Below are 15567 nucleotides of genomic sequence, written 5' to 3'. Positions count from 1 at the left end.
TTCGCGTCTCTATGGACGTTCATGCAGCCAGCCACTTTTTTCTCTTTGACCTGCTAAATATGATGTGGACAAAAGTAGCTTCATTGCCTGTTTCGAAAGATATAGAATTCAAACAAATTATTGTGAAAATCAAACAGGCCTGTTGCGAAAAGCTAAAGGCGGTATGCCCGCATGTTTTTTGAAATAATTACTGAAGTTTGCGGGTTCCTCAAAACCCAGGGCATAAGCGATTTCATTGATATTCCAGCTGCTATGTTGGAGGAGGGCTTTTGCTTCCTGTGTGATGCGTAGTGCGATGAGTTCTTGTGTGGTTTTTCCTGTATTTTGTTTCAAAGCCCTGTTTAGCGAATTGACATGGATATTGAGCTGCTGTGCATAATCCGTTGCATTTTTAAAACGAAGCAAATTTTCGGTGTCAATCGGAAATTGGCGTTCCAGTAGCTCTAAGAAAAGATGGGAAATACGCTGATTGGCGTTTTGGTAAGGTGATATTCCCTCATTTGGCGCTAGTTTTAATGTTTCTAAAACGAGTAACTGCAACTGATTCCGGATAATTTCATATTTGAACGAAAAATCAGATAGCAGTTCCGCATTGATGCGCTGAAAAATGTGATCGAAAAGATCGACCTGTTCGTCCGTTAAGAAATAGACGGGGCTACCACTCGGATTGAAAAAATGGCTTTCGAGGATGTTGTGGTTGTAATGTTTGTCCTCCTGAATGAATTTTTGTGTAAAAAGACAGAACCATCCTTTTTGATCGGGATTGTCTGTTTCCCAAGAGTAGGGAACAAGCGGACTTGAAAATACAAGCGCTGGACGGTCAATAGGGATCCATTGATCGCCATAATGCAGTTGACCCTCGCCGATCATAAGGGATATTTTGAAATAATCTTTTCTATTGTACGGTGATTTTAAGGGACAATGCTCACGTGAAAATACGTTAAAATGAGAAATTTGTTCGGGCGAGGAGCCTATTGGGTAATTGGATTCTCGAAATACCCGTTGATAGAAATCAATTATATTTTCAGAAGTTGTCATGACGCAAAGTTATAAAAATCAAACCTTTTGTTGTGCGCGATATTCCTCCCGGTCAGTCATTGATTGGTAAAATATGAACTGGAGCAAAAAGGAAGGTCCCATCACCTCGTTAGCTATGACTAGCCCGGGTGATGAGACCTTTGAGAGGGAACCGATTATTATAAAAGGAAGCGACTATTGGGATCTAGATTTAAGAAACTCCTTGACAAATTCATCGTCGTTTAAGTCAGGGTAGTCTTTATATACACGATCAATTTCTTCTTGCTGTCCGATGGAAAGGTTTTCGTCGGGGTTCAGACACCAGATACCTTTCATCAAACCTTGTCTACGGAGCACCTCATGTAAGCCTGGTATACAGCCATGGAATGCATTTGCTGAGTCAAAAAATGCGGCATTACTGTCTGTGACAGCAATCGCTTTGCTTAGGAGATGGCTCGCATGGAGGTTATTGGGGTTCTGTTTGTATGATTTTATTTCCCGAAGGAGCTCAACGGCCTTTGCCGTCCAAACGGCCCAATGACCTAGTAAACCACCTTTAAATTCTATGGAGACGTTTTCTCCAGCTACGGGGAAATTATACACGCTCATCAGATCGTTGACAATATTGTCATCATTGCCCGTGTACATGGCAATTTGATCTCGCCGGCTGGAGTTTGCTATAGCACGCATGACGTCTAATGTCTGGTAGCGGTTGAAGGAGGCGCACTTGATCGCGACGACGTTGTCGATTTCGGCAAACTGCTGCCAAAAGGAATAAGAGAAAATACGGCCACCAACGGCGGGTTGAAGATAGAACCCAAAAACAGGAATAATAGCTGCTATTGCCCGGACTCGATCTAATATTGCATTTTCAGTCCAGCTTTGAAGTCCACCCATACTCAAAAGTCCGATATCATAACCGTATTGAAGTGCAGTTGTTGCCTCCTGTACCGCTTGTTCTGTGGCGCCGCAGATGCCCGCAATTTTGATAAATGGTCGTTGGAGCTCAGCTTTATCGACTTCTTCGCTAGCCCATCTCAACACGGTTTCAAAAAGATTGATCTCAGGGTCCCGGATTTCAAACTGGGTTGAATGTACAGCGACAGCAATTCCGCCCGCTCCACTGGCTATGTAATACTGGGTCAGGAGTCGTTGATGTGCTTCGTCAATGCTGCGGTCCTCATTGAGGGCGAGGGGGTGCGCCGGAATGACCGTCCCTTCCCAAAGCAACTGTTGTAATTTGTTGTCTAAAGTTTTCATTAGAATTTTCCTTTTCGTTCTTGAAAGTGCGTGTCTTTGTTCCATAGTTCGCCACCTTGGATCAACCATTTGGCTGTAATGTCTATCGCTTCCCGTATGGTTGTCTTCGGGTAGCCAAATAAACGATGGCATTCGGAAGCGTTGTTTAGTAAAGCAGTTCCGGCGGGCTCATTCACAAAGATGGGCCTAGTGTTGAAATGCTCAGCAAAGCGCTCTGCGATCCATCGTGTAGAAAGGATTTCGGGCCCCGTGACATTCAGTATTTTGGCCGGAGACTGACAGTGCAATAATGATCTTAAGGCAATTTCGTTGGCATCTCCCTGCCAGATGACATTGACATTTTCGGTTGTCAAATCTATTGGGAGCTGCCCTTTGACCGATTTTGCAATTTCTACGAGGACACCATAGCGAAAATCCACCGCATAATTCAATCTGTAGATCAGGGTAGGTGTACCATTTTTCTTCGAAAAATACTCGAATATGCGCTCTCTACCCAAGCAGGATTGTGCGTATTCACCGACAGGCTCAGGAGTTCTTTCCTCGGAAACGCCGCCATTGCTTATCGGCACAAAGGGCAGTACGTTACCCGAAGAAAAAGCAACAATGTTGGAGTCTCGAAAATGAGAACCTACCATTCCGGGAAGATAGGTGTTCATTGCCCAGGTGAAATCTTCATTTCCTGTGGTGCCGAACTTATGTCCTGCGAGGTAAATGACATTCGGAACCTGCGGAATCTTTTTGAGTTCTTCCTCATTCAGCAGGTCGCAGGCGATGGTCTCTATGCCTAGATCTTCCAGTTCCTGTTGGAGTTCCTTGGTTGAAAAACGCGAAACACCAATGACCTTTTTGTCTATTCCTGCAGCTTGAATAGCCCTCATGGCTAGTTTTGCCATGCTTGGCCCCATTTTTCCGCCAATACCTAGGAAAAGGATATCACCTTGTATCTTTTTTATATCTTCAATTAGATCTAATGATGGTGCAAGTATTTGCTGTTCCAATTCCGCTAAATTGTTATGGTCCATGTCTGAATTATTTGATTAAATTATAGAAATTACTAAAAGCAAGAAAAACGAGTAAGAGAAGTCCGAGGATTGCCCATAATCTTGTTAGTGGGCTGTTTCTGAGCGCACCCATAATTTCTTTGTCGTTTGCGATCAGAAAGAGGATAATGCCAATAAAGGGAACAAGAAAAATGGTGATGCTTTGGGCAAAAACAATAAGCTCCAAGGGGAGATTTCCGAAGATCAGTGCGATGGCAGACCCAAAAATCATGACCAAAGAAATAAAGAGTTTCACTTTGGGGTGATTGAGATTGTTGCCGAAGCCAAAGGTATCGCCCAGTAATGAACCGCCTAATACAGCATTGCCGATCAAGGAAGAAAAGGAGGCGCCGAAAAGACCGATAAAAAAGAGGTGTGAGGCGTAGCTTCCCAAAAGCGGTTCCAATGCACGGCCCATCTCAGCGGCAGAACTTAATCTGATGCCTTGCGGATGAAGGGTATTTGCAGCGCAGACCATCACGGCAGCACTCATGATCCCGAGTATAATGATGCCGATTCTGCTCCCGACTATCTGCCGTTCCGAAGTCTGCTTGTTGGACGACAGTTTTCTTCTTGACTGCACAAGATAACTTTGATAAAAGGCTCCCACGATCGAAAAGCAAGACGCTGTGAAAGCAATAATTAAACCCATTGATAAAGGCGGGAGGCTTGGAATAAAACCTAAGAAAAAGTCCTGTGCAGACGTCTTTGTCATTATGGCTGTGGATAAAAAAGCAAATAGCATAAGGATAATAAGTGCTAGCATCAGTTTTTCCAGTAGCGCATAGAAAGACTTGAAGAACAACAGTAAAATGCCGATGACATTAAAAACGATGATCCATATTTTGGGGTTTGTCCCCGTTGCTTCCGAAACAGAAATGGAGACCCCTGTGGCATTTCCGGATTGAAAACAGGTTGCGACAAGGAAGATTCCGAGGCCAATGATGATGGCGGTTGTTTTACCAAATTTCTGGCGAATCAAGGTAAGTAAAGATTCGTCTCTCGCAATGCCGATACGTGCCGCCATATTGGTGAAAACCATCATAAAAAAGATCGCGACGACGACAACCCATAATAGGGCGAAGCCATAATCTGCACCCATTTTTGATGTGATGGTCATTTTGCTGGGCCCGAAAACCAGGGCGGCGGTAATGATGCCGGGACCTAAGATGGATAGCCAATTTTTAAACAAAGAGGGTTTTGGCTCGAGGTTGTTTTCCATGAGATTTATCGTAATGAGGTTAAATGCTGTTGGTTGATTTTAGGTGCAGAATTTCCAAAGTGTGTACGGATATAATTGGTAATTTCAATGACCTCTTCATTTTTCAGGAATGAAAAAGATGGCATTGCGCTCTCGTAGTTGACCTTGGCTATTGTTTTGTCTTTCAGTCCGTGGAGGATAACCCGCAATAAAGGTGTTGGGTCGCCTTTGACAAGAGATGAATTGGCTAATGGGGGGAAGGTGTTTGTAAGTCCCTTTCCATCTGCTTTATGACAAGATGCACAATACGCTTCGTATAAGGCTTGACCACTTTTGGTCGGGGAGCTGACGGCGTTGGCTGCAACGGGCTTAATCATTGGCGCAACGGCTTTATCGGTAATGAGGAGTCGGTAGATCACGTCGTCATCGGGTTTTGGAAACCCCTTTTGTGGATTCCAGTCCCGGTTGCTTGAACAGAAATAAATGTCCCCATTGGGTAAGGTCAATACGGATCTTAGCCGGCCAAGTTGATCTTTGAATAGGATCTTCTCATCGACGATCTGCTGCCCATCGGCAGATAATTTTAGGATACGTAGAGACTGATTTTTTAACGTCGCAAGCAATAAGCTATGTTGCCATTCAGGGATAACGTTGGAACCGTAATAGGCCATACCAGATGGTGCAACGACTGGAGTCCACGATTTAATAGGTTCCTGTCTTGGCGAGCTTTTGGCGATAGCTTTTTCCTTTTCCGTGTCAATCATGCCTTCGATCTGTGGCCAGCCATAATTTTTTAGCGGTTGGATCAGGTTGATTTCATCTTCGATGGCATCGCCATGTTCGGAGGTGTAAATTAAGCCTTTTGCATCATGGGTAAGTCCTTGCATGTTTCGAAATCCCCAGGCATATACATAGCTGTTTTTAATTGGATTGTCTTTGGGGATGCTCCCGTCGAGATTGAGGCGTAAGATCTTGCCATTTAAGGAGGTGCTGTCTTGTGCGAAGGTATCACTTGCGGCATCACCTGTCGCCCAGTACACTTTTTTGTCCGTCGAAACAATAACTCGGGAGCCGTTGTGTCCGGTGTTTCCAGGGATCTGTAAAAGCAATTTTGGGTTTGACAACTTGCCGGCCGTATTATAATCGTAGCGATATAGGTTGGAGAAAATGAGGCTGTTCTTTTTACTGGTGTAAGAAAGGTAAAGATAAGCTTGCTGCTGTTCCGGCTGATAGAGCGCCATTCCCAAGAGTCCCAGGGTGCGCTGATGGTATACGTCGGTCAGGCTGTCCACCAAAGTAACAACTTTTGTTTTTGTATCCAGTCTTCGTATACTTCCTCCGATTTCAGAAAACAGAATTGCGTTATTGACCCGGTCATATTGTAAATCCCAGGGCACATGGAGTTTTGTAGCTTCTTTGGTTAGCGATAGTATGCTGTGCTCCAGTTGGATGTTATTTATGGGTTTACGTTCTCTTTCTGTCTCGGAAGAACAGGAAGAAAGCAGCGGGATCAGCGATACAAGCCAAATATAGGTGTGTTTTTTCATATAGGATCTACGGTTATTCCTTTGATTTATGTGGTTAGTCAAATGTAGTTGAATAAAAATAAATATACAAAAAATAAGTTAAATTGTATACAAAAATATTTTATTGGCCTAAGGTAAATACGATTTAGTTTATAATCTGGTGGGCAAAAATGTGGTATTATAGATTTGTCACGAACTTGTTAGCAGGGCTATTTTTGTAAAAAAGTGAAAAAAATATTGAATTGTATACAAAAAATATATATTATTGTATTCACTATGATAAAGTAAAGAAGAGGAATTGCGATCGCATAGGGGTCGAAAATTATTTTTCTTAAAAAATACCAATAAACTAAAGAGCTTATAAATCATTTATTTAACCACTTTAACCTGAGTATTCATGATACTAAAGCAGATTAAAATCCGGGATGTAATAAACAGGAGTTGCCTGTTGGTAGGGCTACCTTTTATTTCGATGGCTGCATTGGCAAATGTACCTTCTTCCCCTAATAATGGAAAGATTCCGATCTCGGATGTTCTAAATCCTTCGCCGGGTTTAGCTAAATTTCAGCAGCAGCTTGTCGGGCAGGTGCTGGACGCCAAAGGGCAGCCACTGTCCGGTGTGGAAGTGCGTAACCTTAAAAATGCAACTGTTACCGTTACGGATCAAGAAGGCCGTTTTAAATTAACGGGTTCGGTTTCAGATCAGATTCAATTTCGGTTAATCGGTTTTAATACAAAAGTGGTGTCGGGGAAAGACGTGCAGGCTTTGGTGCTTGATGCGAGCGAAAATGCGCTGGATGAAGTGGTTGTGGTGGGGTATGGTAAGCAGAAAAAAGGCAACTTGACTGGTGCTGTGGCCAGTGTCAATTTTGACCAATCTACTTCAAGCCGGGGGCTTTCCAATGCCTCGCAGGCCTTACAGGGTGTTATTCCTGGTTTGGCCGTAAGTCAAAACTCAGGGATGGCCGGAAATAATGCAGCGGATCTTTTGATCCGGGGCTTGGGGACGGTCAATAGTGCTGGACCGCTGATCGTGGTCGACGGAATGCCCGATGTCAATATGAACCGTGTGAATGTGAATGATATTGAAAGTGTGACCGTGCTAAAAGATGCTTCTTCCGCTGCTGTATACGGTTCCAGAGCGGCCAACGGGGTTGTATTGATTACGACAAAGTCTGGTAAAAGAAACAGTAGGACGGCTATTTCCTTTAGTGCCAACAAATCGCTGGTGAAACCTACCCGCTCTTTTGATTTTGTCAATAATTATGCAAAAGCAATGACGGCTACGCAAAGGGCCCAGGCTTATAATACCGCTGCATCTGCATTCAATTTTAAAAATGGAACGATCGACGAATGGTTGGCTTTAAGTATGATCGACCCGAGATTGTATCCAAGTACCGATTGGTGGGATGTTATTCTTCGCAATGGTCAAAGTGGGAATTATAATGTTTCCATTAATGGGGGGACTGAAAATAACAATTACTATTTGTCTGTGGGTATGCTGGATGAGAAGGGGATACAGATCAATAATGATTTTAAACGTTATAATGCTGCATTTAACTTCGAAACAAAAGTAACCAATACCATCGGTGCTGGGGTCCGGTTCTCCGGAAATTGGTCCGATTACCGGTATAACTACGAGGATGGTATGACTGCCAACTCAACAAGTGGAATGGATTTGTTTACCTCGCCAGCAGGTATATTGCCTTATGATCCTATGACCGGTTTTTATGGTGGAGCAATGTCTTACAATGAAAGTCCGCAGGCCAATAATATTTATGCGGATTACATGACGCGCAACCAGAACCACATGAATCAAAAGCAGGCTCTGGTGAATGGTTATTTAAACTGGAAGCCGTTCAAAGGGTTTGAGGCTAAAGTGGATTATGCCCTAAATTATGACACGCGTTTTCAATGGAAGGCAGATATGCCGACAAAATTGTATAACATCCGGACAGGATTGTCTATCCGGGATCTTGTGCCAACAAATGATGGGATCTATAATACAGACCGGAACAATTACAAAACACAGCTGAACTTCAAGTTGAGTTATGATCATAAGTTCGGCGCTAATCATGATTTCTCTGCTTTGGCCGTGTATTCCGAAGAATATTGGAACAATCGTGTTTTGGCGGGTAGTCGCTTAGATCGTTTGCATCCTAGTTTACATGAAATCGATGGTGCATCTGAAGATGTACAAAATGTGTCGGGATCATCATCGGCGGAAGGTTTACGTTCTTATATCGGACGATTAAATTATACAGCCTTTGGAAAGTATATGTTTGAAGGGAACTTCCGGGTAGATGGTTCTTCGCGTTTCTTGCCGGGCGATCAATATGGTTTTTTTCCTTCCGCGGCAGTGGGGTGGCGGATCTCAGATGAGGCGTTTATGTCGGCATTTAAGGATAAGATTAGCCTGAGTTCGGCCAAATTTAGAGCTTCTTATGGTTCATTGGGTAATAATAGTGGTGTAGGCTTGTATGAGCAGAAACAATCTTTGGTGTCCAGTCCCTACTATCTGATTGACAATAGTACAGGAACAGGGTCTGTTGTCAAGGGGTTGATCAATAAAAAACTGATCAACTATGACCTTACCTGGGAAAAGACACGTGTGTTTAATTTGGGCTTGGACCTTGGGTTCTTTAAAAATAAACTGACGGCCGAGTTGGATTACTACGAAAGAAAGACGATCGGTATGAACAGACCTTCGGATGTATCGATGCATCTGACGGGTTTATTTGCTGCTCCGCGACGTAATATCGGCGATATGATGAATAAAGGGCTGGAAGCAAATGTGACCTGGAATGATAGAAAAGGTGATGTGGGTTACATGCTGAACTTTAATGTGGGCTACAACAAGAACAAGCTACTGTCTTGGAATGAGCAGTTGCAAAGAGGTTCGGTATTTATTGATATGCCTTATAATTTTATCTATGCTTTCGAATCGTTGGGCATTGCGCAGTCTTGGCAGGATGTCTATAATGCAGTTCCTCAGGGGGCTTCTCCGGGAGATATTTTGTTGAAAGATGTCAATGGTGACGGCAAATTGGATGCGAATGACCGCGTGGCATATCCCGCTTACCAATTGGGTAGGCCAAAGGTAAATTACGGATTTAGAGGTTCTGTTGACTACAAAGGTTTTGATTTCTCTTTCCTGTTGCAGGCTGCTACCGGACGAAAAGAATTTTGGATGAACAAAGCGAATTCAAATTTTTTAGGGACGGCAAATCAGGCGATTACGGAAGATCAGTGGAATAATATGTGGAGCCTGGACAATCGCCATGCCGATTATCCTAAATTGCTTCCAAGTACATTGGGATCAACGAGTCCAAATGCGTACTTGAGTACATTTTGGTTGCAAAACATGTCTTATTTAAGGGTTAAAAATCTGCAGCTTGGCTATACTTTTAAGAAAGAATTATTGATGAAGCTGGGGATCCAGAAGTTACGTGTATTCGGTTCTGTAGATAATTTGGCGGTTTTGACGAGTTTTAAAGGCTTAGATCCGGAGAAAAGTACCTATACCAATGATGCCTATCCGATGACGAAGAGTTTTGTGGTTGGACTGAATGTAGACTTATAATATTTGAACTTATGAAATCGATATATAACATCGTGTTTATTTCTTCTTTGTTGCTTCTTGGTTTATCCGCGTGCCGCAAAGATTTGTTAAATCAAAATCCAACAACAACGCCAAGCTCTGAAACGTTCTGGGTGGACGAAAATGACGCGCTTGCTGCCTTAATGGCGAACTATTCGATATTTAGACCTTGTTTTGATCGTGACTATCATTTTGATGGTCATGGTGATTACCTGAAGGTGTACAATACCGGTGCGGCGCCTATTTCATTAACGGTGAATAGTCCGATGAATTATGGTTCCGGTGCGTCGGCAATGTATAGAGCATTGTATGGATCTATATTCAGTTCCAACTTTGTGATCGAAAATACCAATGCGCGCTTGCTGCCCGTAGCAAAAACTGATGCTGTAAAACAGACCTTGGAAACAATCGTGGCGGAAGCCAAATTGCTGCGTGCCATTGCCTACTTTAGACTGATTTCCTTATGGGGCGATGTACCTTATTTTTATAAATCGGCACCGGCGCCTGCAGAGGCTGATACGGTGCGTAGAATGCCTATTGCGCAGCTGAAAGATTCCATTATGGCTGATTTAAATTACGCTGTGGACAAATTGCCGAATAAGGGGGCTGCAATTGGTCGTGCCGGTAAGCCTGCCGCGTTGGCCTTCCGTGGTAAGTTTCAATTGTACTGGGGTTCGTGGAAGAAAAATGGATGGCCCGAATTGGATGGATTTGTGCAATCTGCTGCCGACGCTAAGTCGGCCTATACGGCGGCAGCTGCGGATTTTAAGCGTGTGATCAATGATTTTGGTATCAAAATGTTTAGGAATGGTGATCCGGGTTCATGGGGTGAATTGGGGAAGGCAGATGTGCTCCCAAATTATTACTACATGTTTATACCTTCTACGGGCAACTTGAGTCAAGATGAGGAAATGGTCATGGTGCTTACCCATGGCGGTGTGGGTACAAAACAGAGTGAGGAATATCAACGTGTGTGGACTGGGCCATTGGTGTCTTTAGGGCAGAACCAAGCTATTCCGCGTTATGAATTGGCCGACCGTTATCAATCTACCATTACGGGAGATTTCTTGCCCAAGATGGTTCAGCTAGATCCAGTGAAAAATCCGGCAGCACGTACAACAGCAAATTCAGCGGTGAACCCTGAGTCGTACCGTAATCGCGATTATCGCATGAAAGCGACTTTGTTGTGGGATTATGAACTGATTATGGGTATGAGCCCTACGGAGACGACAGGTTATATTCCTTTTGTCTACAAAACTTGGGGTGCTGCGGTGACGGTTAACGGTGTCTCTTACAAAACTTCCTTCACCGATAATACCACAAATCTCTCGGGATTACAATCGCGTAAATTTGTGCGCAATTATGGTGGTGTGGCACGTAGTGACGGAAATTACAATTGGCCTTTGATGCGCATTGCAGACGTGTATCTGATGTATGCTGAAGCGACCAATGAGATTGGTGGTCCACAGGCGGATGCGATTGATTTGGTTAATAAGGTCAGGCGCCGTGGTAACTTGCCCGCGCTTGCTGGTGCTAAAACCGCTTCTCGTGATGCTTTTTTTGATGCTATAGAACAGGAAAGGATTGTAGAGTTGTTTGGTGAAGGACAGCGTGCCTTTGATCTGCGGAGATGGCGTAAACTGGAAACCGTATTTGGTAAGCCTTATGGTGATGGGAAATGGTTCCAGGATAGTTTTGGGAATAATTGGGAGCGCTTTTTCTTCAATGAGTCTGAGTTGACTTATCAAAAGTGTTATATCTATCAAATCCCGGAAACAGAACGTTCGCGGAATCCGAATTTAACACAAAATATACCTTGGAAATAAGATGGTAACACTTGACTGTAATAAGATGAAATATACATTATTTTTAATCGGCATGCTGTTCGTTAGCTTGTCCGGTTGTAAGGATGATTATCCAATGGATGAGGATGGTTTGTTGATCACGACCAGGTCGGAATGTTATGTCAGTAGTTTTGAACTGTTGGGCGCCGATTTTCAGACGGTACGGACCAAAGCTGCCTTGGTAGATACCGTTGAGCAAACCATAAAAGTGGAGGTGCTCTTTGGTACGGATTTGAAAAATCTATACCCACAGTTTTCACTGGTCACCGATGCGGTATTAGATCCTAAGATTTTAGGAAAACAAGATTTTTCTAATTTGGATACGCCACGTGAATGGACTGTCGTGTCTGGAAATAGAAAGGTTCGTAAGACGTATAAAGTTTATTTGACAGTACAAAAATAAGTAAGCTGATGAAAACAAATTATTTAAAAATAGAGCTACTGTCCATTGGATTTGGGCTCTTGCTGTTAGGTTCTTGTAAAGAAGAAGCTTATGAAATTCCAAAAGCAAAAGATGGTTTGCAAAACGATATCATTAAGCGCTCTTTAGGGCCAAATGTGGTTGGTGCTACCATAGACTTTGCTTATGCGGCGGCGATATTACCAGATCAGGGGAAGCTCACATCGATAGCTGTGGAAGCTAGCATTGCGGGTGATGAGGGTACTGTGCTTGAAAACAAATCGTACTACACCAGTAGTACGGGGGCAGATGTAGGTGTGGTCGTTGGCGACCCCGCGACAGTAAATGGGAATAGCACGGAGGTGAAATTTACAAAAGACACCTCGGCTTCAACGCTGCGTTATAGCTACAAAATACCGGCAGCAGCAAAAGGCAAATCGGTTACGTTTACATTCAGGGCGAGGTCCAGTAATGGGCAGGAAATTGCGTTGAAGACCGAAGCGTATGCGATTCGTAATATGGATATGGCCTTAGATTTGATCGGGAAAGATGGGGCAGCCTGCTTTTTTTCTGTAGCAGATCTAAAATGGTATACAGCAACGGAAGCTGCAGCAAACCCGGATAAAATTGATTTGATCTATTTGTACCGGCCATTGCCAACGGTGACTTATGCACATTCATTGGTTGCTCCCACGACGGATGCCAGTTATTTGCCGAGCTTCACCTTACCTGTCGGGCTGACAAATAAAACGAAGATCGTGAAGGCTTGGACCGTGCGCGATCAACAATTGGCGCGATTGCAATACAGTGTATTTGTGGACGATGTGGATTTGAAAGACAAATCGTTTATTGATGCGCCAGATTTTGCCATTAATTTGAAGGCTGAATCAGGGATATGGCTGCAAACGGCTGATGGTAAATACAATGCTTATGTATTTGTCAATAGTGTAAATAATACCACGAAAGAAATGAAGATCAGTGTAAAAAGGTTGCAAGTAAAATAAGGATATGGGTGCGAGGATATGGCTAAAAGTTAAAGGTACTATGCTAGGGGTCGCTTTTATGGCGATCCTTGGAACGTCCTATGGGCAGCAGGCAAAGGTTACTTCGATAAAGGGAAATGGACAGAGGTTGCAGGTGCAGGTGGATGTTCCGACGGCAGGTGTCTATAGCTTGGTTTCAGAAGGTGAGGTTACCGATTTGGATAAAATTAAGGCTGCGGATAAAACAGGTATGATGACGTTGTACGCGGTGATTGATGTTCGCGCTGCGCGATCGACCAAACGGATCGTATTTGACAGCTTTAAAGGTGCGATACAAGATCTTGGTAAATTTTATTTTGAGAAAGGGAAGCAGACAGTCGGTATGCAGTTGCCCGCTTATTTTAAGGTCAAAGCTATTTCGATCGATGCCTTTGTACCTCCAGTTGCGCCGGTTGCAGCGGAAAATTATAAACCAAAGATTGTTCCACCTGCAGGTCATCCCAGATTATGGGTTAATAAAGAATCTTTGCTGCTTGTTAAAGGGCGGCTGGAAGAGGTGGAGCATCTGGAAGCTTGGGGAAAAGTGAAAACACTTGCGCAGCAACCTGTTCAATTTATTTTTGATCCGAATAAGGAAATGTTTTACGATGAAAAGCTCGAGCGTGCTATTGAATCAAAAGCGTTTTATTACCTCATGTCCGGTGACGAAAAAATAGGTCAAGAGGCGGTCAGGCTGGCGGATCAATACTTGACGATGTTGGAGTTCGGGAATGTATCCTATGGTGATATTACACGCGAGTTGGGACGTGCAATTTATACGGGTGCACTGGTGTACGACTGGTGCTACTCGTTGTTGGATGTGCGCGTTAAGACCAATCTGCATAAAAATATGATGCGTCTGGCGCAAGATATGGAAATCGGCTGGCCTCCCTTTTTTGGTATCGAAAGTATTATCAATGGGCATGGGAATGAGGCGCAGGTGTCGCGCGATCTGCTGGCAATGAGTATTGCTTTATATGATGAGGATCCTGTACCTTACAAATATACTTCATATTCGATATTGGAAGAGTTGGTGCCTATGCGCAAGTTTGAGTATCAGTCTCCGCGCCATAATCAAGGTGTTGATTACGGTGGCTATCGTTTTGGGTGGGAAATGCACGGAGCCTGGTTGTATTATCGCATGCTTGGCTATCCGGTTTTTGACGATAACATCAAGGATATGCCGTATTACTGGCTGTATATGCGAACGCCTGACGGAAAAATGTTACGCGACGGGGATATGTTTAATGTAAAGTACAACAGCAGTGCCGATTTTTATTGGAAAAATCCGCAGACCATGTTGCTTTGTTATGCCTATTCAGGTAATCCGGTAATCAAGGCCGAGTTTGTCAAGCAGGGCGGTTTGCCCGACAATCCAATCTTGTTCCTCCTCTTGGATGATCCAAAATTGAAGCCGGATTTTGACCGTGAGAAAATGCCGTTGACAAAGGATTTTGGACCCATCTTAGGGTCTATGGTTGCCCGGACAGGCTGGAGCGAAGAGAACGGAAGTTCCGATGTGGTTGCAGAAATTAAGGGTGGTGGTTATCATTTCGGCAATCATCAGCATGCCGATGCAGGTGCGCTGCAGATCTATCATCATGGTATTCAGGTTGGTGATCTTGGCCTGTATCTTTCCTATGGCTCCCCTTATGATTTTAACTTTAATAAGCGGTCGGTTGCGCATAGTATGCTTTTGGTGCGTGATCCTGCTGAGCCGCTGTTGTTCAGGACCAAAACAAACGATGGTGGTACTCGGTTTAGCCAGCGTTTTCCACGTACGGTTGAGGAGGTATTAAGTGACTCCTGGTACCATACCGGAGAGATCAGGGCATCGGCATTTGGTAAGGATCCCATTCAGCCGAGCTATAGCTATTTCAATGTGGATCTAACGGCTGCATATACCGCTAAAGTGAAATCCTATACTAAAAGTTTCCTGTTTTTGAATTTGAAGCGGAAGGATGTGCCTGCGGTCATTGTCCTATTGGACGAGCTTAAGACCAATGATCAGAAATTTGAGCCCTACTGGCAGATCAATACGCTTGAAAAGCCGTTACAAAGTGAAACAGGTTTTGTATTGCATAGTCAATTTAAAAATGTCGCTGGTGCTACCTATGTTGATTTGCTGAAGCCGCAATTAAGAGACTGTGCGGTGAAATTGTATTCAGGCGATTCGACTGCTTTTGTCTTTGGTGATCTTTATCAGGTCAAGTCTCCTTGGCCAGAGGCTAGAGGAACACGGATTATGGTCTCGCCCAAACAGGAAAGTGATCAGGCGAGTTATGCTTCGGTTTTTCAGATGACGGAGAGTGGTTCTTCAAAATTACCGGTGTATGCTGAGGAAAAAGCAAACTATTACCTCATAAGGGTGGCTGATCGTTTACTGGTGGTGGCCAAACCAAATCAATATCTTAATGAAGCCATTGAATTTGCGGTACCGGGAGATCAGCAGTATGAGGTTGTTGTGGTTGGTTTGAAAGATGGTTTCTGGAATATGAAAAGTTCATTAAAAAATAGTAGCTTTAATATAAATGTCCTGAAAGGGAATCATACAACCAGTTGGAAATCTAAAGCCGAAACTATTTATTTGTCGCCGGGGAGACAGTATGGTGCCCAAGAGGGGAAGATTAATTAAAGAATACGTTGTTTAAATTTT

At 43.6% G+C, this 15567-nt stretch carries 10 protein-coding genes; 5 read left to right on the top strand and 5 right to left on the bottom strand.

Annotated elements, in window-relative coordinates:
• Positions 1-129 precede the first annotated feature (129 nt).
• The 5 genes from BGP15_RS13160 to BGP15_RS13140 form a co-directional block, all read right to left on the bottom strand.
• Positions 130-1038 carry a helix-turn-helix domain-containing protein gene (locus BGP15_RS13160; protein ID WP_286769767.1) on the bottom strand — a complete coding sequence of 303 codons (909 nt, stop codon included), beginning with the start codon at positions 1036-1038 and terminating at the stop codon, positions 130-132.
• Between the two features lie 174 nt (positions 1039-1212).
• Positions 1213-2277 (bottom strand): dihydrodipicolinate synthase family protein, encoded by a 1065-nt coding sequence (locus BGP15_RS13155; protein ID WP_286769766.1) that lies wholly within the window; start codon positions 2275-2277, stop codon positions 1213-1215.
• Positions 2277-3299: an NAD-dependent epimerase/dehydratase family protein gene (locus tag BGP15_RS13150; protein ID WP_286769765.1), complete on the bottom strand. Its 1023-nt coding sequence runs from the start codon at positions 3297-3299 to the stop codon at positions 2277-2279. The genes BGP15_RS13155 and BGP15_RS13150 overlap by 1 nt, the downstream gene beginning before the upstream one ends.
• Before the next feature lie 7 nt (positions 3300-3306).
• A complete protein-coding gene (locus tag BGP15_RS13145) occupies positions 3307-4539 on the bottom strand; it encodes an Nramp family divalent metal transporter (RefSeq protein ID WP_286769764.1) in 1233 nt (410 codons plus the stop codon).
• A gap of 5 nt (positions 4540-4544) precedes the next feature.
• Positions 4545-6065 carry a PQQ-dependent sugar dehydrogenase gene (locus BGP15_RS13140; protein ID WP_286769763.1) on the bottom strand — a complete coding sequence of 507 codons (1521 nt, stop codon included), beginning with the start codon at positions 6063-6065 and terminating at the stop codon, positions 4545-4547.
• 376 nt (positions 6066-6441) lie between these two features.
• On the opposite strand from BGP15_RS13140, the gene BGP15_RS13135 reads away from it, so the two are divergent.
• Genes BGP15_RS13135 through BGP15_RS13115 form a run of 5 tightly spaced genes read left to right on the top strand, consistent with a single transcriptional unit; the run spans position 6442 to position 15546 of the window.
• Positions 6442-9627 (top strand): SusC/RagA family TonB-linked outer membrane protein, encoded by a 3186-nt coding sequence (locus BGP15_RS13135; protein ID WP_286769762.1) that lies wholly within the window; start codon positions 6442-6444, stop codon positions 9625-9627.
• An 11-nt stretch (positions 9628-9638) separates the two neighbouring features.
• Positions 9639-11471 (top strand): RagB/SusD family nutrient uptake outer membrane protein, encoded by a 1833-nt coding sequence (locus BGP15_RS13130; protein ID WP_046675762.1) that lies wholly within the window; start codon positions 9639-9641, stop codon positions 11469-11471.
• 25 nt (positions 11472-11496) lie between these two features.
• Entirely contained in the window at positions 11497-11892 is a 396-nt protein-coding gene (locus BGP15_RS13125; protein ID WP_046676362.1) for an SGBP N-terminal domain-containing protein, read from the top strand.
• An 8-nt stretch (positions 11893-11900) separates the two neighbouring features.
• On the top strand, positions 11901-12893 hold the full coding sequence (locus BGP15_RS13120; RefSeq protein WP_286769761.1) for a DUF4466 family protein: 993 nt from the start codon (positions 11901-11903) through the stop codon (positions 12891-12893).
• A gap of 4 nt (positions 12894-12897) precedes the next feature.
• Positions 12898-15546 carry a hypothetical protein gene (locus tag BGP15_RS13115; RefSeq protein WP_286769760.1) on the top strand — a complete coding sequence of 883 codons (2649 nt, stop codon included), beginning with the start codon at positions 12898-12900 and terminating at the stop codon, positions 15544-15546.
• Positions 15547-15567: the final 21 nt, after the last annotated feature.

Source organism: Sphingobacterium sp. 40-24 (assembly GCF_001899705.1).
Classification (GTDB): Bacteria; Bacteroidota; Bacteroidia; order Sphingobacteriales; family Sphingobacteriaceae; genus Sphingobacterium; species Sphingobacterium multivorum.
Note: the sequence above shows the minus strand (reverse complement) of the source record. Positions and strands in the feature narration are given on the sequence as shown.

Coding starts and splice junctions, on each gene's coding strand:
- BGP15_RS13120 (WP_286769761.1), top strand. CDS start 11,901: ATGAAAACAAATTATTTAAAAATAGAGCTACTGTCCATTGGATTTGGG.
- BGP15_RS13115 (WP_286769760.1), top strand. CDS start 12,898: ATGGGTGCGAGGATATGGCTAAAAGTTAAAGGTACTATGCTAGGGGTC.
- BGP15_RS13150 (WP_286769765.1), bottom strand. CDS start 3,299: ATGGACCATAACAATTTAGCGGAATTGGAACAGCAAATACTTGCACCA.
- BGP15_RS13145 (WP_286769764.1), bottom strand. CDS start 4,539: ATGGAAAACAACCTCGAGCCAAAACCCTCTTTGTTTAAAAATTGGCTA.
- BGP15_RS13140 (WP_286769763.1), bottom strand. CDS start 6,065: ATGAAAAAACACACCTATATTTGGCTTGTATCGCTGATCCCGCTGCTT.
- BGP15_RS13135 (WP_286769762.1), top strand. CDS start 6,442: ATGATACTAAAGCAGATTAAAATCCGGGATGTAATAAACAGGAGTTGC.
- BGP15_RS13155 (WP_286769766.1), bottom strand. CDS start 2,277: ATGAAAACTTTAGACAACAAATTACAACAGTTGCTTTGGGAAGGGACG.
- BGP15_RS13125 (WP_046676362.1), top strand. CDS start 11,497: ATGAAATATACATTATTTTTAATCGGCATGCTGTTCGTTAGCTTGTCC.
- BGP15_RS13160 (WP_286769767.1), bottom strand. CDS start 1,038: ATGACAACTTCTGAAAATATAATTGATTTCTATCAACGGGTATTTCGA.
- BGP15_RS13130 (WP_046675762.1), top strand. CDS start 9,639: ATGAAATCGATATATAACATCGTGTTTATTTCTTCTTTGTTGCTTCTT.